Origin of the sequence: Pseudogulbenkiania ferrooxidans 2002 (assembly GCF_000174355.1) — a bacterium.
In the GTDB taxonomy this organism is placed as follows: Bacteria; Pseudomonadota; Gammaproteobacteria; order Burkholderiales; family Chromobacteriaceae; genus Pseudogulbenkiania; species Pseudogulbenkiania ferrooxidans.
This window is the reverse complement of the sequence record NZ_ACIS01000003.1, coordinates 168,400-186,346: the sequence shown is the minus strand read 5'-3', so window position 1 is coordinate 186,346 and position 17,947 is coordinate 168,400. Positions and strand designations below refer to the sequence as shown.

18 protein-coding genes are annotated in these 17,947 nt (G+C 66.5%); 7 read left to right on the top strand and 11 right to left on the bottom strand.

Annotated elements, in window-relative coordinates; genetic code table 11:
* Positions 1–24: 24 nt before the first annotated feature.
* From gmhB to mpl, 7 genes are all read left to right on the top strand, one after another.
* Positions 25–567, top strand: coding sequence for a D-glycero-beta-D-manno-heptose 1,7-bisphosphate 7-phosphatase (gene gmhB / locus FURADRAFT_RS05965; protein ID WP_008953229.1), 543 nt, complete (start codon positions 25–27; stop codon positions 565–567).
* A gap of 28 nt (positions 568–595) precedes the next feature.
* Positions 596–1,366: a lysophospholipid acyltransferase family protein gene (locus tag FURADRAFT_RS05960; protein ID WP_008953228.1), complete on the top strand. Its 771-nt coding sequence runs from the start codon at positions 596–598 to the stop codon at positions 1,364–1,366.
* A complete protein-coding gene (locus FURADRAFT_RS05955) occupies positions 1,347–2,039 on the top strand; it encodes a M48 family metallopeptidase (protein ID WP_008953227.1) in 693 nt (230 codons plus the stop codon). The genes FURADRAFT_RS05960 and FURADRAFT_RS05955 overlap by 20 nt, the downstream gene beginning before the upstream one ends.
* Before the next feature lie 26 nt (positions 2,040–2,065).
* Complete coding sequence (gloA, locus tag FURADRAFT_RS05950; protein WP_008953226.1) at positions 2,066–2,452, top strand: lactoylglutathione lyase; 387 nt, start codon at positions 2,066–2,068, stop codon at positions 2,450–2,452.
* A gap of 261 nt (positions 2,453–2,713) precedes the next feature.
* A complete protein-coding gene (locus FURADRAFT_RS05945) occupies positions 2,714–4,915 on the top strand; it encodes a sensor domain-containing diguanylate cyclase (RefSeq protein ID WP_150105024.1) in 2,202 nt (733 codons plus the stop codon).
* Positions 4,916–5,134: 219 nt separating this feature from the next.
* Positions 5,135–6,532: a sodium:proton antiporter gene (locus tag FURADRAFT_RS05940; protein ID WP_008953224.1), complete on the top strand. Its 1,398-nt coding sequence runs from the start codon at positions 5,135–5,137 to the stop codon at positions 6,530–6,532.
* A 132-nt stretch (positions 6,533–6,664) separates the two neighbouring features.
* Entirely contained in the window at positions 6,665–8,041 is a 1,377-nt protein-coding gene (gene mpl / locus FURADRAFT_RS05935; protein ID WP_008953223.1) for a UDP-N-acetylmuramate:L-alanyl-gamma-D-glutamyl-meso-diaminopimelate ligase, read from the top strand.
* A 75-nt stretch (positions 8,042–8,116) separates the two neighbouring features.
* On the opposite strand, the gene FURADRAFT_RS05930 is transcribed toward mpl, so the two are convergent.
* From FURADRAFT_RS05930 to queC, 11 genes are all read right to left on the bottom strand, one after another.
* A complete protein-coding gene (locus FURADRAFT_RS05930) occupies positions 8,117–9,052 on the bottom strand; it encodes a GGDEF domain-containing protein (protein ID WP_008953222.1) in 936 nt (311 codons plus the stop codon).
* Between the two features lie 123 nt (positions 9,053–9,175).
* Complete coding sequence (locus FURADRAFT_RS05925; RefSeq protein WP_008953221.1) at positions 9,176–11,101, bottom strand: sensor domain-containing diguanylate cyclase; 1,926 nt, start codon at positions 11,099–11,101, stop codon at positions 9,176–9,178.
* 157 nt (positions 11,102–11,258) lie between these two features.
* Positions 11,259–11,774: a hypothetical protein gene (locus FURADRAFT_RS05920; protein WP_008953220.1), complete on the bottom strand. Its 516-nt coding sequence runs from the start codon at positions 11,772–11,774 to the stop codon at positions 11,259–11,261.
* A 23-nt stretch (positions 11,775–11,797) separates the two neighbouring features.
* Complete coding sequence (gene serB / locus FURADRAFT_RS05915; RefSeq protein WP_008953219.1) at positions 11,798–12,649, bottom strand: phosphoserine phosphatase SerB; 852 nt, start codon at positions 12,647–12,649, stop codon at positions 11,798–11,800.
* Positions 12,650–12,823: 174 nt separating this feature from the next.
* Complete coding sequence (locus FURADRAFT_RS05910) at positions 12,824–13,288, bottom strand: DoxX family protein (RefSeq protein WP_008953218.1); 465 nt, start codon at positions 13,286–13,288, stop codon at positions 12,824–12,826.
* Entirely contained in the window at positions 13,285–14,061 is a 777-nt protein-coding gene (locus FURADRAFT_RS05905) for an HvfC/BufC N-terminal domain-containing protein (RefSeq protein ID WP_008953217.1), read from the bottom strand. The genes FURADRAFT_RS05910 and FURADRAFT_RS05905 overlap by 4 nt, the downstream gene beginning before the upstream one ends.
* The gene (bufB, locus tag FURADRAFT_RS05900; protein WP_008953216.1) at positions 14,045–14,881 is read right to left on the bottom strand and encodes an MNIO family bufferin maturase; all 837 of its coding nucleotides are present in this window, start codon (positions 14,879–14,881) and stop codon (positions 14,045–14,047) included. The genes FURADRAFT_RS05905 and bufB overlap by 17 nt, the downstream gene beginning before the upstream one ends.
* A 69-nt stretch (positions 14,882–14,950) precedes the next feature.
* Positions 14,951–15,208 carry a BufA1 family periplasmic bufferin-type metallophore gene (locus FURADRAFT_RS05895; protein WP_008953215.1) on the bottom strand — a complete coding sequence of 86 codons (258 nt, stop codon included), beginning with the start codon at positions 15,206–15,208 and terminating at the stop codon, positions 14,951–14,953.
* A 238-nt stretch (positions 15,209–15,446) separates the two neighbouring features.
* Positions 15,447–16,076 (bottom strand): 7-carboxy-7-deazaguanine synthase, encoded by a 630-nt coding sequence (gene queE / locus FURADRAFT_RS05890; protein ID WP_008953214.1) that lies wholly within the window; start codon positions 16,074–16,076, stop codon positions 15,447–15,449.
* Positions 16,077–16,090: 14 nt separating this feature from the next.
* Entirely contained in the window at positions 16,091–17,116 is a 1,026-nt protein-coding gene (locus tag FURADRAFT_RS21420) for a 6-pyruvoyl trahydropterin synthase family protein (RefSeq protein WP_008953213.1), read from the bottom strand.
* 2 nt (positions 17,117–17,118) lie between these two features.
* Complete coding sequence (gene queC, locus FURADRAFT_RS05880; RefSeq protein ID WP_008953212.1) at positions 17,119–17,811, bottom strand: 7-cyano-7-deazaguanine synthase QueC; 693 nt, start codon at positions 17,809–17,811, stop codon at positions 17,119–17,121.
* Positions 17,812–17,947: the final 136 nt, after the last annotated feature.

Genomic DNA, 17,947 nt, shown 5'->3' with positions numbered 1-17,947 from the left:
TTTTACCGACAGAAAAAACCTGCCATGAAACTAGTCATCCTGGATCGTGACGGCGTGATCAACAAGGATCGCGACGATTTCGTCAAAAACTCGCTGGAGTGGGAGCCGCTCGACCATAGCCTGGAGGCCATCGCCAACCTGACCCAGGCGGGCTGGCGCATCGTGGTGGCGACCAACCAGTCGGGCATCGGTCGCGGCTTGTTCGACCTGCACGCGCTGCACGCCATGCACACCAAGATGCACCGCCTGGTCAACCAGGCCGGCGGCCGCATCGACGCCGTGGTGGTCTGTCCGCATACCCCGGACGACAACTGCGAGTGCCGCAAGCCGCTGCCGGGCATGGTCAAGGAAGTCTCCGAGCGCTTCAACGTCAAGCCCGATGGCCTGCCGATGGTTGGCGACAGCCTGCGCGACCTGGAGGCAATCGCCGCGATGGGCGGCCAGCCCATCCTGGTCAAGACCGGCAAGGGTGAAAAGACCTTCGAGAAGGGCGGTCTGCCCGAGGGCACGCTGGTGTTCGACGACCTCTACGACGCTGTCGAATACCTGATCCAAACGCATCACTGACTGTTTTTCACGAGGGCATAGCGCCGTAATGTTTATCTGGATTCGTACCCTGGTCTACTGGGTGGGCCTTGCCTTCCTGACGACCTTCTGCTTCCTGCTGATCCTGCTGGGCTGCGTCGCGCCGCACCGCGTGCGCCACAGCTTCGCCCAGGCTTGGGTGAAAGGGTTGCTGTGGCTGCTCAAGCACGTCTGCGGGCTGAGCTACAAGGTGGTCGGCGCCGAGAACATCCCCGACACGCCGTCCATCATCTGCTCCAAGCACCAGTCGGGCTGGGAGACGCTGGCCCTGCAGGCGATCTTCCCGCCGCAGGTGTTCGTGGCCAAGAAGGAACTGCTGTGGATTCCGTTCTTCGGCTGGGGCCTCGCCTTGCTCGATACCATCGCCATCGACCGCTCGGCCAAGACCAAGGCCAGCCAGCAGATCGTCGAGCAGGGCCGGCAGCGTATCGCCAAGGGCTACTGGATCGCCGTGTTCCCGGAAGGCACGCGCACGCCCCCGGGCGTGCCGGGCCGCTACCAGCAGGGCGCGGCGCGCATGGCCAAGGCGTTCGACGTGCCGATGGTGCCGGTGGCGCTCAACGCCGGCGAGTTCTGGCCCAAGAATTCGTTCCGCAAGTTTCCCGGCGAGATCACCGTGGTGATCGGCAAGCCTATCCTGCCGCAGGACAAGAGTTCGGCGGCGATGACGCGCGAGGCGGAAGAGTGGATCGAGGCTCGCCAGTTGGAAATCGGCGGCGTCGGTCCGTTCGCTCACCCCGACCAGCGCAAGCGGCGGCTCGGTGATTCTCAGCCTGCCTGAAGGCAACATCCCGGTTGCGCTGATCCGCCGCGCGCGCCAGAGCATCGGCATCCGCGTGCGGGGAGGGCGGGTCGAACTGATCGCCCACCCGGCGGTGCCGATGAGCCTGCTGCAGGCGGTCCTGGACAAGCGCCGCGACTGGATCCGCCAGCACTGGCTGGAACAACAAAGGCGTTGTGCCGAACTGGCGGCGCAGCCGCGGCAACTGCGTCTGGCCGGGGAGCCGCTCGACATCGTTCATGTTGCCGGGCAGCGTCCGGCGGCGCGCATCGACGGCCGGGTCCTGCAGGTGGCCGGGGTCGCAGCGCATGACCGCGAGCGGCTCGATGCCACCGTCGCCGCCTGGCTCAAGCGCGAGGCGGCGCGCCGGTTTCCCTCCCGGCTCGCCGAGGTGGCGCGATATAGCCGCCGCCAGCCGGCCTCGCTCTCCTTGTCCTCGGCCCGCACGCGCTGGGGTAGTTGTTCCGCCAGCGGCGCCATCCGCCTCAACTGGCGGCTGGTGCAGGCGCCGCCGCACATCCTCGACTACGTGCTGGCGCACGAACTGGCGCATCTGGTGCACATGAACCACTCCGCCGCGTTCTGGTCGGAAACCGAACGGCTGTTTCCGCACTGGCGCACGGCGCGGCAATGGCTGAAGCAACACGGCGATACCCTGTTCGCGTTCGGCTGATCTGATTTCTACGGAAGGAAAACATCATGCGTCTGCTGCATACCATGCTGCGAGTCGGCAATCTCGAGCGTTCCCTGGCGTTTTATCAAGAGGTGCTGGGCATGCGCCTGCTGCGCCGCAACGATTACCCCGAAGGCCGTTTCACCCTGGCCTTCGTCGGTTACGGCGACGAGTCGGCGCACACCGTGCTGGAGCTGACCCACAACTGGGATACCGACAGCTACGAGCTCGGCAACGCCTATGGCCACATCGCCATCGAGGTGGACGATGCCGCCGCCGCCTGCGACATGGTGCGCGCCAAGGGGGGCAAGTTGGTGCGCGAGGCGGGCCCGATGAAGCACGGTCATACCGTGATCGCCTTTGTCGAGGACCCCGACGGCTACAAGATCGAGTTCATCCAGAAGCATCACTAAGCCGGGTGTGGCATGTCTGCGCGGCCATGCCACACCCGTTTTTCGGCACTGATAACCTTGATGCTGAGGGGGATTTCTTCCCCCGAAGGAAATAGGCGCATGGTATGCTGGGCCGCGGGCATGCTGTCTCCGGCATGCGCCCCAAACTCTGATACGGCACTGCCACCCCGTGCTAGGCAACCCCCTGCGTAGAGCCATTTCGTGTCCAACACCGCGTCATTCCCCTTTCCCGCCCCCGGCCCGAGTGAGCGGGGGCAAGCCGTGTTGCGCTTGTTGCTGCTCGTCGGCGCCTACGTCGGTAGCGGGCGTCTCGGCCTGGCCATTCCCTATATCGGTTCCAACATCACCCTGGTCTGGCTGCCGACCGGCATTGCCGTGGCCGCGCTGGTGCGCTGGGGGGCGCGCTACTGGTCGGGGGTCTGGCTTGGCGCGTTGCTGGTCAACCTCTCGATCGGTTCGTCGTGGCTGGTCGCTGGCAGCATTTCCCTCGGCAATACCCTGGGGCCGCTCGCCACCTGGTGGCTGCTGCAGCGTCTCGATTTCCACCGTACTTTCGACCGCCAGAAGGATGTCGCCCTGTTTGTCCTGGGAGCCGGCAGCGGCATGCTGCTGACCGCCTCCGGCGGAGTGGCGAGTCTGTGGCTGACCGGGCTGGTCCCGGCTGAACTCGCCCGCAGGGCCTGGCTCACCTGGTGGCTGGGCGACACCGTCGGCATCCTGCTGGCCGGCCCGCTGCTGCTCACCATCAGCCGGAGCAGCCGGCAGTCCCTCTCCTGTCGCCGCTCCGAGCTGGCGGTGTGGTGCCTGGTGACGTTGCTGGTGGCCTGGGGCGCCTTCATCCTCAATGCCGGGCAGGGCACAGGGGCGCTGCCCCTGGTCTTCCTCACGCTGCCGCTAGCGGTCTGGGCGGCCTTGCGCTTTGGTGTCACCGGGGCTTCGCTGGCGGCGCTGCTGTTGTCGGCGATCGCGACCTGGGGTACGGCGCACGGGCGCGGACCGTTTTTCCTGAACGATGTGCACCAGGGGCTGATGCTGTTGTGGGCCTTCATGGTGGCATTGGTATTGATCGGGCTCTTGATCACCGCCTTGCAGGCGGAAGGCGGCCGGGCCGAAGCCGAGATCAAGAGCAGCCAGGAGCGCCTGAGCAGCTTGATCGAGGCGATGCCCGACGCCATCTTCTTCAAGGACGGGGCCGGCCGCTGGCTGATTACCAACGGCCCGGCGCGGCGCCTGTTCCAGTTGCAGGGCAACGAGTGGCTGGGCATCACCGATGCGGCCTTAGGGGCCGCCAGGCCCGAATTCGACGAGCTGAGCTCGGCTTGTCAACGCGACGACGAGTTGGCCTGGCAGGCCGGCAAGTTATGCCTGTTCGAGGAGCAACTGCGTGACGCCGAAGGGCGACTGCACCAGTTCGAGGTGCGCAAGGTGCCGATTTTCGAGAGCGATGGCCGTCGCAAGGGGCTGATCGTCATCAGCAGGGACGTCACCGAAGAGCGCAACGCCCAGCGCGAGATCGAGCGCCTGTCGCAGCGCAACGAGCTGCTGTTGATGGCGGCGGGCGAGGGCATCTACGGCCTCGACGAGCAGGAACGCCTCACCTTCATCAATCCGGCCGCGCAGCGCATGCTGGGTTACAGTGCCGACGAACTGATCGGCCAGGTGCCTCCTTGGCGGCACCCGGAGCAGGTGGCCGATGACCGGCCGAACGCGTGTCCGGTGCGGCAAACCCTGGCGGACGGCTTGCCGCGGCGGGGCTGCGAGGCGTGGTTCCTGCGTCGGGACGGCCGTGGTTTTCCGGCCATGCTGACGGTGTCGCCGATCGGGGAGCCGGGACGGCTGAGCGGGGTGGTGGTGACGTTCCAGGATGTGACCGAACGCAAGCAGGCCGAGGCGGAAATCCACCGCCTGGCGTTCTACGATCCACTGACGGGTCTCGCCAACCGCCGCTTGCTGCACGACCGCCTGGCCCAGGCGTTTGCCAAGAGTGCGCGGCAGCGCAGCCACGGCGTCGTGCTGTTCATCGACCTGGATCATTTCAAGGCGCTCAACGATACCCTCGGGCATGACGTTGGCGATGTGCTGCTGGTCGAGGTGGCCCGTCGGCTGGTGGAGGCGGTGCGCGAGGAGGATACCGTGGCCCGTCTCGGCGGTGACGAGTTCGTGGTGATGCTGGAGCGGCTGGGCGGCGAACTGCTGCCGGCGGCGTTCCAGGCCGAACGTGTGGCGGAGAAGATCCGCACCGCGCTCAACCAGCCCTATGTGCTCAAGGGTCAGCCGTATCGCAGCTCGCCCAGCATCGGCATCAGCCTGTTCCTGGGTGAGCAGAAAACCCGGGATGAACTGCTCAAGCACGCCGACATCGCCCTGTACCGGGCCAAGAAGGCGGGACGCAATACCGTCCGCTGTTACGACGTCACCGCGGTGGCGGAACGGGGAAGCGGAGCGGGGCAGCCGATTGCCTGAAGTGCCGGCGACCGTCGTGTCCGTTCGGTGCGGAACTTTCTTCCGCCTGGGCGGCCGGACTCAAGGCGCAGCACCGTGCGGCCTGTGCGCCGGTTTCATTGGCCGACGGCGGCCTTCTGCCCGGACAGCGGCATCGTTGTCTCCGGGGCGTTCACCTTCACCTTCCTCGCCCACGACTGATTCAGGGCCGGAGAGTCTTTATTTTTTCCAGGAGATACGATGACCCGGAAACTGCTGGCGTCTGCCTTGCTGTCGCTGTTGCCTGCGCTGGCGCAGGCCGCCGAGCTCGACGGCGCTTCGTTGAGCCTGCTGTGGGCGCTGCCGTTCTGCGGCATCCTGCTGTCGATTGCCTTGTTCCCGATCTTTGCTCCAGGGCTCTGGCATCACCACTTCGGCAAGATCACGGCGCTGTGGAGCGTGCTGTTCCTGTTGCCGTTTACCCTGGCCTTCGGCCCAGGCAGCATGGCGTCCCTGGTCGTGCATGCGCTGCTGGCCGAATACCTGCCCTTCATCGTGCTGCTGCTGACGCTCTACACGGTGTCGGGCGGCATCCTGCTGTGGGGCAACCTGCACGGCTCGCCCCGGCTCAATACCGCCTTGCTGGCAGCCGGCACCTTGCTGGCGTCGGTGATGGGCACCACCGGCGCGGCCATGCTGCTGATCCGCCCCTTGCTCAAGGCCAACGACAACCGCCGTCACAACGTGCACGTGGTGGTGTTCTTCATCTTCCTGGTGGCCAACGTCGGCGGCGGGCTGACGCCGCTGGGCGACCCGCCGCTGTTCCTCGGCTTTCTGAAGGGGGTGGATTTCTTCTGGACTGTCCGGCACATGGGGCTGCCGGTGCTGGCGGCGGCCCTGGCGCTGCTGGCCGTGTTCTACCTGGTGGACAGCTACTACTACCGCAAGGAGGGCGTGCTGCCGCGCGACCCGTCGCCGGACACGCCGCTCAAGCTGTACGGCCAGTTCAATTTCCTGCTGATCGCCGGGGTGGTCGGGGCGGTGCTGCTGTCCGGCCTCTGGAAGCCGGGGCTGAGCATCGACGTTCTCGGCACGCCGCTTGAGCTGCAGAACGCGGTGCGCGACCTGATCCTGCTGCTGATCGCGCTGCTCTCGCTGGCGCTGACCCCGCGCCAGGTGCGCGCCGGCAACGATTTCAACTGGGCGCCGATGCTCGAGGTGGGCAAGTTGTTCGCCGGCATCTTCATCACCATCGTGCCCGCCATCGCCATTCTGCGTGCCGGCAGCGACGGGCATCTGGCGGCGCTGGTGGCGCTGGTCTCGGGCGAGGACGGCATGCCGGTGAATGCCATGTACTTCTGGCTTACCGGGTTGTTGTCGAGCTTCCTCGACAATGCGCCGACCTACCTGGTGTTCTTCAACCTTGCCGCCGGCGATGCCCAGCTGCTGATGAAGGAGTTGCCGCAGACGCTGCTGGCGATTTCGATGGGGGCGGTGTTCATGGGCGCGATGACGTATATCGGTAACGCGCCCAATTTCATGGTCAAGGCGATCGCCGAGCAGCGCGGGGTGGCGATGCCCGGGTTCTTCGGCTTCCTGCTGTGGGCGGGCGTCATCCTGCTGCCGCTGTTTGCGGGGCTGACCTGGCTGTTTTTCTGAGCTGTCGGTCACCGCTCGCCTCATGGCGTGGGGTGTTGCCGGCTTGGGGCTGGCTTGAGGGGGGCGACAATCCCGCGTAAGCTAGCCGCTTTGGGCGCGTCAGCGCCGCGCTAGTCCTGGACTTTCTTCTTCATGCATATCCACATCCTCGGAATCTGCGGCACCTTCATGGGAGGTCTTGCCGCCATCGCCCAGCAGGCCGGCCACAAGGTGACCGGTTGCGACGCCAACGTTTATCCGCCGATGAGCACCCAGCTCGAGGCCATGGGCATCGCGCTGACCCAGGGCTTCGGGACGGAACAACTGGCCATCGGCGCCGACGTGTACGTGATCGGGAACGTCGTCAAGCGCGGCACGCCGCTGATGGAAGAGATCATGAACCGCGGCCTGCCGTACATTTCCGGCCCGCAGTGGCTGGCGGAGAACGTGCTGGCCGACAAGTGGGTGCTGGCGGTGGCCGGGACGCACGGCAAGACCACTACCAGTTCGATGCTGGCGTGGATTCTGGAGGACGCCGGTCTCGCGCCGGGCTTCCTGATCGGCGGCATCCCGCAGAATTTCGGCATCTCGGCACGCCTGCCGGGTGCGCCGGCGCTCGATCCGGCGAGCCGCAGCCCGTTCTTCGTGATCGAGGCTGACGAGTACGATACCGCCTTCTTCGACAAGCGCTCCAAGTTTGTCCACTACCACCCGCGCACGGCGGTGCTCAACAACCTGGAATTCGACCACGCCGACATCTTTGCCGACCTGGCGGCGATCCAGACCCAGTTCCACCACCTGGTGCGCACCGTGCCGGGTAACGGCCGCTTGATCAGCAATGGCCGCGAGGCGAGCCTGGACGAGGTACTGGAGCATGGCTGCTGGACGCCGGTGGAGCGCTTCGGCGTCGAAGCCGGCTGGCAGTTGGCCGACGTGGACGATCAGGGGCATTTCGATGTGCTGCTGGGCGGCGAGTTGCAGGGGCGGGTGCGCTGGGACCTGCTGGGCGAGCACAACCGCCTCAACGCGCTGGCGGCCATCGCCGCCGCACGCCATGCCGGTGTCGCGGTGAAGGATGCCATCAATGCCCTGGCACGTTTCCAGAACGTGAAGCGGCGCATGGAAGTGCGCGGCGTGGCGGCCGGTGTCACGGTGTACGACGACTTCGCGCACCATCCCACCGCCATTGCCACCACGCTGGAAGGCTTGCGCCGCAAGGTTGGCCGAAGCCCGATCCTGGCCGTGCTGGAGCCGCGCTCCAACACCATGAAGCTGGGCACCATGAAAGCGGCACTACCGGGGGCATTGACGGAGGCTGACCAGGTGTTCTGCTACGGTGCCAACCTGGGCTGGGATCCGGCCGAGGCGCTGGCGCCGCTGGGTGACAAGGCGGCGAGCTTCAACGATCTGGAGCGGCTGATCGCGGCCATCGTGGCCCGGGCCGAGCCGGGAAGCCACGTGCTGGTGATGAGCAACGGCGGTTTCGGCGGCATTCACCAGAAACTGCTGGATGCGCTCGCGGTACGTTAAAGGCTGAGGGGCACGCCTGGCCGCGCGCGGGCCATGCCGTATCAGAACAGGGGGCCGAATGGCCCCCTCGTCATTTCAGCTTTGCATGATCAGTTGGTTGCCGCCGCGTGCCTGGGCGACCTGCAGCGCCAGATCCATTCTTTCCAGCATGGCCTTGGGCGAGCGTTCCTCCTGCCGCAGGCTGCTGCCGCCGATGCTGGCTGTGTGATGCTCTTCCCTGCCATTGCGCACCAGCGTCAACTGCGACAGCGAGCGCAGCAGGCGCAGGGCGAAGAGCTTGCTGCCATCCAGCGTGGTGTTGGGCAGAATCATCACCAGGGCGCCGTCTTCGCGCTTGGCGATCAGGTCGCTCTCGCGCGAAGCCTGGATGCACAGGCTACTGGTCAGCTGGTGCAGGTGAGAGAGGCTGTTGTCGTTTTCCTGATCGGTCTTCGGGTCGGGCTCGTCGAGCCGCAGCAGCAGGCCGGCGAGGGGGCTGCCATAGCGGTGGGCGCGCCCCACCTCGGTCTGGGTATTGCTCATCAGCGAGCGGATACCCATCACGCCACTGATCGAATCTTCCATCTCGTGTTGCTGGATTTCTTCGCGTAGCGTCTTGACCAGCTTGAGGGTGCGGTTGAGCAGCTGGCGTTCGTAATCGAGCAACTGGCCGAGAATCTTGTTTTCCGACTGGTCGCTGAAGCTGACCACCAGCAGCGGGCGATCGATCTGCGGCAGGCGGCGCATCAGCAGCGAGACCTGGAAGGGGCGGCCGCTGGATGAGCGCAGCAGACAGGGATGGTTGTAGAGCATGCCACGCTGTTCCAGCGCCTGCATCAGTATCCGTCCATCCGGATCGTCGGCGAGGAAGGGGAAGAACGGCTGGCCGGCCAGTTCGTTGTAGGGTATCCCGAGCAGGATGGACGACAGCTGGTTGGCGTGAATGATGCGGCTATCGTCGGCATCGATCAGCAGCACCCCGCCGGGCAGGGTGTCGATGAGGGGTTGCAGGACTTCTTCGGGTAACTGCATGGCATCGTCCATAAAAGGGCTGTTGTCGTCCCGCCAGCCTCGGTCGAACCGTATCGCGCCGCGATGGCGTACCCGGTGCGGGCTCCTTGCTACGGCTTGCGCACGACGCTTTCCGCGCTGGCTTCAGGGTTCGAGGCAATTCAGTGCCCGTGCCGGGACGACGCGGTTACGTCCGGTTTCCTTGGCCTGGTACAGCGCCAGGTCCGCGAGCTTGAACAGCCGGCCGATCAGCAGCGGCCTGTCCTGCGGGCTCCAGCAGGACACACCGATGCTCAAGGTGACCCTGATCCTGTCATCATGATAGCTGATGATCAGTTCGGCGATCTTGCGTTTGACCTGTTCGGCCAGTTCGATGGCTTGGGCATAGTCGCAATGCGGCATCAGGATCGCAAATTCCTCCCCGCCCAGGCGTCCCAGCTGCTGGCCCTCGTCCAGGCAGCTCTCGCAGGCCATGGCGACCTGCTGTAGCACCAGATCGCCGGCATCGTGGCCGTAGGTGTCGTTCACCAGCTTGAACATGTCCAGATCGATGATGGCCAGGCCGAGCGGCGTTCCTTGGCGCAGCGCCTGGCGGTAGGCTTGCTGCGCCTGTTGCAGGAAGTGCGGGCGGTTGGCGACGCCGGTGAGGTCGTCGTGGGTGGCCCGTTCGTACAGTTCGTGCTGCATTTCCTGCAGCTGCTTCACCAGGCGTTCCGTTTCCTGCTTTTCCCGCTGCAGCTGCTGGTTGTGGCTCATGCGCTCGCTGATGTCGACCACGCTCATGACGATGCTGTGGTGGTCGTTGAAGCGCACCCGGCGCATCGAAACCTGGGACCAGAAGATCTTGCCGCCGCCGTCTCGCAGCTGGATTTCACGGTCGCTGATCCCCAGCCCCTGGTCGAGCAGGCTCTCGCAGCCTTCGACGTCGGCCGGGTCGGCTAGCAGACTGAGGATGCTGCGCCCGATCAACTCCGAGATGTGCAGGCCGAACAGGCGGCCGGCCGCCATGTTGGCGGTGGTGACCTCGTGTCTGTCGGGATGCAGGATCAGTACCCCGACCTGGATGGTATCGAGCAGCGCCTGGAGGTCCTGGTGCGTCGAGGCGAGCTTGTGCAGTTTCTTCTTCAGGTTGGCATTGGACAGCGCCAGCAGTGCAGTGTGCTCGTCGAGCTGCCGCCGTTCCCGGCGTGCCTGGTGGTGCAGACGGTTGCCGACGATGCCGAAGAAGGCCAGCAGAGCGCTGAGCAGCGTGCTGCCCAGCAGCAGTAACGGCAGGCTGCGATCGGTGCTCCAGGTGCCTCGGGTCGAGACGGCCACCGTAATGCGCAGCGGGATGGAGGGGACGACGGCGCTCGCCTCCATGTGGGGCGAAGGCAGCAGCGTCAGCCACTGGGCCAGACGTCGCCAGGTCGAGAGGGTCTGGGTCGGGGCCGGGGTGGACTGGATGAGCAACTGGCCGGCGCGGTTGAACAGGCGGATCTGGCTGCCGGGCGTGTCACGCAGCAGCGCCGGCAGCCAGTCGGAGGCATTGAAGCTGCCGTAGTAGCTTGCGCGGCAGACGCCGCTGCGGTTGCAGGCCGGCAGCAGGAACGGGATGCGTTTGCTGACGGAAAACTGCAGGGGGGGCGGGAGGAGGACGAACGGAGCGCCATCGGCGGGGTCGGAAACGAGCCGCCGTGCCAGGGCCTGAATGTGGAGGGGGGGGCGGTTGGAGCTGCCGCTCAGCGCGCGCGGCGCGCCTTGCGGCGGGATCAGCCAGAGTTCGTCGAGATTGTCGATTGGCGCTGGCAGCGCACTCGCCTCCCGCTCCAGCGCGCGTTGCTGCAGTGCCGTCCGGAGCAAGGTGAACTGCTGTTCGAACTGGATGCTGGCCAGGTTGAGCTGGGCTTGGGCCATGTTTTGGGCATGCTCTTCGATGGAGCGCGAGCGTGCGTGAAACAGGGCTGCGGTCATGAGCCAGATCAGGGCCAGGCAGCACAGCAGCAGGCCGAGCAGAAGCGTGCGCCACTCCCGGCTGAGCCGGCGGCCGTAGGAGGGCTTCGGATCATCCGTGGTTAAGGTGAGGTGCATGAATCATCCCGACGCAATGATGTAATCATCATAAGTCGTTCCGTCCTGGTTGGGAATTGCGCGTGCCGAGTAAACCTTTTTTAAAGATAGACGGTTATTTTTAAATTGTTTTTTGATGTTGAATCAAGGCGAGGTGACGAATGCCGGAGGAAGGGGATCAGCGTTCCTGGATGGCGCGGCGGTGGCGGCGGAACACCCACTTTTCCCATTGCAGATGGCTGGTTTTGTCAAAGGAGGGGCGGATGTCGGCTTGCAGCAGGTAGCCGGGCTGATCGGGCGAGGGCTCGCAGGCATCGATGCTGCCCGCTAGGCGCAGGATGAGGGCCGAGTCGCTGTTGGGGTAGAGCGTCAGCAAGACCGGTTCGCCGACCGGGTAGGCGTGCTCGGAATGCCAGGCGATGGCGTCGAGGCCGAGCCGGCAGGGGGTGATGGCGGGGCGTACCGGGTAGCGCGAGGCGAGCACCAGTTCCAGCGTCAGGTCGATCTTGGCTTCCAGCCGCAGCAACAGCGGGTCGGCGTCGTCGGGGACTTCACCCGGCGAGGCGAGCAATTGCAGCGCCAGCCGGGTTTCGCGGTCGAGCCGGCCCTGGTAGGCGGTGTCGGCCAGGCGCTGGCAAGACAAGGGGAGGTCGGCATCGAAACTGGCGGTGGCCAGGGTGGGTAGTCTGCTCATGCGGTGTTCCTCCCTTTGCACGGTCATGCGAACAGGTTGACGACTCCTTCCAGGCCGACATGGTTGAGCGCCACGTCGGCCTGGGCGCGTACCACCGGCTTGGCCTTGTAGGCCACGCCGAGGCCGGCTTCGGCCAGCATTTTGAGGTCGTTGGCACCGTCGCCCATGGCGATGACCTGATCCGGCGCCAGCCCCAGCTCTTGGCGTACTTCCATCAGCAGTCGCGCCTTGGCGCTGGCATCGACGATGTCGCCCTTGACGCGGCCGGTGAGCTTGCCGTCGACCACTTCCAGCACGTTGGCGAAGGCGTAGTCGAGCCCCAGCTCGGCTTTCAGGCGCTCGGTGAAGAAGGTGAAGCCGCCCGAGACCAGCATGAAGCGCACGCCGTTGGCCTTGCAGGCGGCGAGCAGGGTGTCGGCGCCCGGGGTCAGCCTGACCCTTTCACGATACACCGTTTCCAGCGCGCTTTCTTCCAGCCCGGCCAGCAGCGCCACGCGTTCCTTGAGCGAGGCGGTGAAGTCGAGTTCGCCGCGCATCGAGCGCTCGGTGACTTCCGCCACCTGGTGCTTGACCCCCACCATGTCGGCGATCTCGTCGATGCACTCGATGGTGATCAGCGTGGAGTCCATGTCCGACACCACCAGGCCGAAATCGGCGAAGCGGCGCCCGCTCGGGACGAAGGCGGCGTCCAGGCCGTGCTGTTCGCAGTAGGCGACGATGTCAGCACGGCGGGCGGGATCGACGCCGTGCAGGCGGGCCACGCTGTCGGAAACGCGTTCGATGTCGGTGGTGCCGCTCAGTTCCGCGACGGCGGCGAGCGGGCTGGCGGAGAGGAGCGGGGCCTGAAGGACGAGGGTGTAGGGCGAAGACGACATGGTTCGAGGATCGGTTGCAAGCGAATCTTCGATTATGCCACGCGTTCGGCGCATTCCAAAAAGCATTGGCCCGAGAACGCCAGGGCGTGGTCGCAGCTCGCCGGGAAAGCGGCGATGCGTACGCTGTCGGGGCAACACCGCCGACAGCGGCGTCGCTTTCTGGGCGAAGGGGGATCAGTCGTCCTGTGGCTGCCGGCTCCACCACGACAGCAGCCGGTCGAGCGACAGCAGGCCGGGGCCGCTGCAGGCGATGACGGCCAGCAGCATGCCCCAATAGTAATGGAACTGGCGCGTGGTCTCGGTCAGGCCGGGGTAGCTGATGACCGCGGTCAGGTTGACCACGAACAGGCCGGCGGCGGCGAAGCGGCCGGTAAGGCCGATGGCCAGCAGCGACGAGAACACCAGTTCGCCGAAGGTGCCCATCACCGCCGCCACGGCCGGCGGCAGCAGCGGTACGTGGTATTCCTCGGTGAACAGCAGCAGGGTGGTGTCCCAGTCGGCGATCTTGGTCAGGCCGGAGGAAAAGAACACGTTGGCGACCCACAGCCGCAGGAACAGTAGCACCAGCGGCCGCAGGCCGTCGGCGAGGTGGAGCAGCGGAGATGCCAGTTGCTCGACGCGCTGGATCAGGGTTTTCATGGCAGTTCTCCCGCAGGCAGCGTGATGGAGGACAGCAGATTACGTTGCAGTAGCTGGCCGAGCAGGGCTTGCAGATCGAACGAAGGGCCTAGTCGCAGTGCCGCGTCGGTGGCGGCTTCCAGCGTGACGCCCTGCTGCAGCGCCAGCAGGAAGGCTGCCGGGGCCGAATCCAGGCGCTCGACGCTGACCGTACCGGCCGAACGCGTCACCAGCGCGGTTTCGGCGCTGTCGCCGAGGCGCTCGGGCAGGGGCACGCCGCTGTCGGGCTGGTGTGCCAGCCAGAGGGTGGCGATGGGCCAGGACGAGGCGACGACGGCAACGTCGTCGGCCAGCTCGAAACGCAGTTCGCCCCAGCGCTCCGGCTCCAGCGTGGCCAGCACGGCGAGGTCGGGCGTGGTGCTGTCGGCGGCGTAGTAGCTGTGGTGCACCCGCCACTCCAGCCGCGCCACGTCGGCCAGGTAGGGCAGATGCCGGACGTGCTCGAAGCTGTCGAGGAAATCGCCCAGAGCGGCGCCGTAGCGGTGCAGGTTGCCGGAGTGCGAGGCGTGATGCTTGACGTACTCGCGCGCCAGCGCGCGGAAGAATTCCTCGCCGACCAGTTGGCCCAGCACCGGGTAGGCGTAGGCCAGCGTGTCGATCAGCCCGACGCGGTAGTTGTTGCGGTACACCGCGAGCCCGGCCGCAGACAGGCCAAGGTTGGCCGAAGGGGCGTGCCGCTCGGGGTCGGCGATGGCCTCGAGCAGCGCGCTCGACCAGTCAGTCCACGAGGTCATGGTGTCGCTCCTGCAGGATGGCCTGGGCTTTGGCGGCCTCGCCGCACAGCACGTCGAGCGATGGGATGTCGATGTCCCATTCGATCAGCGTCGGGCGCGGGCCGAGCCGCGCCACGGTGTCGCGGTAGAGCTGCCACACCGCCGCGTAGACCGGTTGGCTGTGGGTGTCGACCAGCAGGCCGTCGCGCTCCGAGTAGCCGGCGAGGTGGATTTCGCCGATGGCGTCGGGCGGCAGCGCGGCGATCACCGCGTCCACATCGGTGCCGAGGTTGACCTGGTTGACGTAGAGGTTGTTGAGATCGAGCAGGATGCCGCAGCCGGTGCGCTTGACCAGTTCGGCCAGGAACTCGCCCTCGTGCATTTCGTTGCCGGGGTACTCGACGTAGCTCGACAGGTTTTCCAGCAGGATAGGGCGGCGCAGCGCGTCCTGGGTCTCGGCGACGTGGGCGCTGACGGCTTCCAGCGCATCGCGGGTGTAGGGCAGCGGCAACAGGTCGTTGACGAAACGCGTGGCCGAGTGGTTGAGGCACAGGTGCTCAGACACCGCCGCCGGGTCGAGTGCGTCGACCAGTCGCCTCAGCGAGGCCAGGTGTCTGGCTTCGGGGCGTTGCGGCGAGCCCAGCCCGAGGCCGACGCCGTGCAGCGACAGCGGGTAGCGCTCGGCCACGCGGTGCAGCATGGCGAGCGGTAGGCCTCCGTCGAAGAAATTCTCGCTGTGCACCTCGACCCAGCCCAGCTCCGGTTGCTGCTGCAGCACCTGCTGGTAGTGCGGGGCGCGCAGGCCGATGCCGGCGCGGCACGGGAGTCGGGTCTGGGTCATGGCGGGCTTTCGGGAGGGGGTGGCTTCGGCCCCGCGTCGTGATGGGCGCCGGGCCGAAGGCCGGGAGGCTTACTTCTTGCCGGGCTGCAGGCTGCCGCCCATCTTGTCGCAGCTGCCCTTGGCGACGAATTTCCAGTCGTTCGGGTCGTTGTCGACCTTGGCCTGGCCGGCGCAGGAGTGGGTGCCCACCACCGAGGCGCAGTCGTTCTTGCCGGCCTTGGCGACGCCGAAGCATTTTTCCTTCTCGGCGGCCACGGCGGGGGCGATGGCGCCCATGGCGACGACGGCGCCGAGGGCGGAGGCGATCAGGGCACGGGATGCAGTCATGGTGTTTCTCCTAAGTGATGGGTGGGGTAGGCGATCCGGCCGGTGGCCGGACTTGAGCGTTGGTCGTGCCGCCGTGGCGTTTCTTACAGGATACTGCCGGGCGGTTGCGACGGGGCTGTTGATTGGTCAGCTCAGGCGGGCATTCATTACAGGGATACACGAAAAAAAGATCACGCGGGGCGAGCAGACAAGGAAAAAGCCGGAACATCCGGCTTTTTGGGAATGTGCAATCCCGTCCTCAACGAATGTTCAGCACCTTGTGGGTCTGCACCGACAGCCGCCATTGCGGCTGAGCCATGCAATAGGCGATGGCGGCGCGGGTGTTGGCGGCGACGTCGGGGCCGTCCATCGGCTGCAGGTAGAAGTTCTGAAAGGCGAGCCCGGCCACGCTCTCCGGCATCAGCGTCGGCTGCGGATAGACCAGCTTCAGTTCGTGGCCGGAGGTCTGCAGCAGCGGCGCGCCGGCCTTGGGGCTGACGCACAGCCAGTCGATGCCGGGCGGGGCGGCCACGGTGCCGTTGGTTTCCACCGCGATTTCGAAGCCGCGCGCGTGCAGCGCGTCGATCAGCGGCGCATCGAGCTGCAGCAGCGGCTCGCCGCCGGTGCAGACCACGAACGGCGTGCCGCCGGCGCCGGCCGGCCATGCGCCGGCGATGCGCTCGGCCAGTTGCTCGGCGGTCTTGAACTTGCCGCCGTCCGGGCCGGTGCCGACGAAGTCGGTATCGCAGAACTGGCAGATGGCCTTGGCGCGGTGGCGTTCCTTGCCGCTCCACAGGTTGCAGCCGGCAAAGCGGCAGAACACCGCGGCGCGGCCGGCCTGGCGGCCTTCGCCCTGCAGGGTGTAGAAGATTTCCTTCACCGTGTACATGGTTTCCCCCCTTGCTACAGCAGCGGCCAGCGCATGTTGTCCTTGAACAACACCGAGACCCCGCGCTCGTCGCGCTCCATCAGGTCGACGCGCGCCAGTTCCGGCACCAGCGGCGACAGCTCGGCGTGTACCCATTCCGCCACCGAGGCGGGGTGGCCGTTGCGGATGCCGGCGAGGCGGTCGAGCGGGTTGTGGTCGAGCTGGCGATAGACCGGCTTGAAGCGGTCCTTGACGTCGCCGAAGTCGAGCAGCCAGCCCATCGCGCCGTCCAGCTCGCCTTGCAGCATCAGCCGGATCAGGTAGCTGTGGCCGGTGTAGTTGCCGTCGGCGTCGAACGGCACCGCGCTCTCGAAGTGCTGTTCCTTCCAGATGCGGAAGGTGCGGCCGTCGAACTGGCTGCCGGCGGTGTGCGTCTCGCGCACCTCGACCCAGGCCAGGCCGGCGAGATCGGCCGACAGCTCGCGGTAGATCCACTGTGCCAGCACCTCGCTGGTGGGGTTGGCGAGGCCGGGGATGTCGTTGAGATAGCGGTGGTTGAGGCGCAGGAACAGCCGACCCCAAGCCGCAGCCAGGTCGACGTGGTTGGCCGAAGCCGCGTCCGCCACCAGCCGCACGCCGAAGCCGTGGCCGTGCAGGCGGCCGCACTTGTGGCCGGCGGGCACGTGCGGCAGCTGGTGCGCCGCCTCGAAGCCGGCGTTGAGCCAGACCAGGCGGGTGCCGTTGTCCAGGATCACGCCGCGTTCCGGTGCGCTCGTGAGCGTCAGGCTGTGCGGAAAGCTCAGTTGTTCGGACAGGTGTTCGGCGATGGCCAGGTCGTCCACCGCAGCCATGCGCTGGTTGAGCGAGGCGTAGTTGAGCGGCTGCACCGCGCGCTGCAGCGTCTCGGCCAGGCCGGCCTGGTTGGTGTGGATGTTCTCCACGCGCAGCTGCACGCGGAAGCTGTGGCCGTGCAGGCTGGCGAATTGCGGCTCGAACCAGTCGGCGGACAACTGGCGCGCGGCTTCGAAGCGCGCGCCGGCGAGAAGGTAGGATGCGTGCATGATCAGCCCTGGCGGAAACGTTCGACTAGCGGGTCGGCGACGCCGGCCTCGGCAAAGCCCTTGGCGCGCAGCTCGCAGGCGGCGCAGTGGCCGCAGGGCGGCTGCTCGCCGTTGTAGCAGGTATGGCTGAAGGCCATTGCCTCCATCGCCCCGACCTGTTGCGCTAGCCGCACCGTGTCGGCCTTGGACAGGTACATCAGCGGGGTGTGCAGTTCCACGCGGGCATCGAGGCCCAGGCGCAGCGCCAGCTCCAGCGCCTTGAGCGTGTTCTCGCGGCAGTCCGGGTAGCCGGAGTAGTCGGTCTGCGCCACGCCGGTCACCAGGTGGCGCGCGCCGCGGGTGTAGCCGAAGGCGGCGGCGAAATTCAGGAAGATCAGGTTGCGGCCCGGCACGAAGGTGTTGGGCAGCGCGGTGTCGTCGTCGGCGCGGGCGCCGCTCTCGGGGGTGATGCTGGCGTCGGTCAGCGCGTTGCCGCCGATGGCGGCGAAGGTGTCGATCGGCAGCACGGTGTGCGGCACGCCGGCCAGCGCGGCGATGGTGCGTGCGCTGTCGAGCTCGACGCGGTGGCGCTGGCCGTAGTCGAAGGTGACGGCTTCCACGTTGTCGGCGCCGAAGCGCTGCAGGGCCCAGTACAGGCAGGTGGTGGAGTCCTGGCCGCCGGACAGGACGACGAGGGCTTTGTCGCTTGAATTCATTGCGGTTTCCATCGAAAGACAGTCGAGGTCACGCGGCACGCGGGATCGGTCTCACCCGGCACCGGCGGCGTCCCCGCAAGGGGCCGGCCGAACCCGCTAATGTAGCAGAAACGCGCCGTTTCGGCCAGATGACGGG

What these genes read in the sequence shown, in the direction of transcription:
- FURADRAFT_RS05910 (WP_008953218.1), bottom strand. Translation starts at nt 13,288, where the DNA reads ATGAAAACCCTGATCCAGCGCGTCGAGCAACTGGCATCTCCGCTGCTC.
- FURADRAFT_RS21420 (WP_008953213.1), bottom strand. Translation starts at nt 17,116, where the DNA reads ATGCACGCATCCTACCTTCTCGCCGGCGCGCGCTTCGAAGCCGCGCGC.
- FURADRAFT_RS05895 (WP_008953215.1), bottom strand. Translation starts at nt 15,208, where the DNA reads ATGACTGCATCCCGTGCCCTGATCGCCTCCGCCCTCGGCGCCGTCGTC.
- gloA (WP_008953226.1), top strand. Translation starts at nt 2,066, where the DNA reads ATGCGTCTGCTGCATACCATGCTGCGAGTCGGCAATCTCGAGCGTTCC.
- FURADRAFT_RS05930 (WP_008953222.1), bottom strand. Translation starts at nt 9,052, where the DNA reads ATGCAGTTACCCGAAGAAGTCCTGCAACCCCTCATCGACACCCTGCCC.
- mpl (WP_008953223.1), top strand. Translation starts at nt 6,665, where the DNA reads ATGCATATCCACATCCTCGGAATCTGCGGCACCTTCATGGGAGGTCTT.
- queE (WP_008953214.1), bottom strand. Translation starts at nt 16,076, where the DNA reads ATGTACACGGTGAAGGAAATCTTCTACACCCTGCAGGGCGAAGGCCGC.
- FURADRAFT_RS05925 (WP_008953221.1), bottom strand. Translation starts at nt 11,101, where the DNA reads ATGCACCTCACCTTAACCACGGATGATCCGAAGCCCTCCTACGGCCGC.
- queC (WP_008953212.1), bottom strand. Translation starts at nt 17,811, where the DNA reads ATGAATTCAAGCGACAAAGCCCTCGTCGTCCTGTCCGGCGGCCAGGAC.
- serB (WP_008953219.1), bottom strand. Translation starts at nt 12,649, where the DNA reads ATGTCGTCTTCGCCCTACACCCTCGTCCTTCAGGCCCCGCTCCTCTCC.
- FURADRAFT_RS05940 (WP_008953224.1), top strand. Translation starts at nt 5,135, where the DNA reads ATGACCCGGAAACTGCTGGCGTCTGCCTTGCTGTCGCTGTTGCCTGCG.
- FURADRAFT_RS05920 (WP_008953220.1), bottom strand. Translation starts at nt 11,774, where the DNA reads ATGAGCAGACTACCCACCCTGGCCACCGCCAGTTTCGATGCCGACCTC.
- FURADRAFT_RS05905 (WP_008953217.1), bottom strand. Translation starts at nt 14,061, where the DNA reads ATGACCTCGTGGACTGACTGGTCGAGCGCGCTGCTCGAGGCCATCGCC.
- bufB (WP_008953216.1), bottom strand. Translation starts at nt 14,881, where the DNA reads ATGACCCAGACCCGACTCCCGTGCCGCGCCGGCATCGGCCTGCGCGCC.
- gmhB (WP_008953229.1), top strand. Translation starts at nt 25, where the DNA reads ATGAAACTAGTCATCCTGGATCGTGACGGCGTGATCAACAAGGATCGC.
- FURADRAFT_RS05960 (WP_008953228.1), top strand. Translation starts at nt 596, where the DNA reads ATGTTTATCTGGATTCGTACCCTGGTCTACTGGGTGGGCCTTGCCTTC.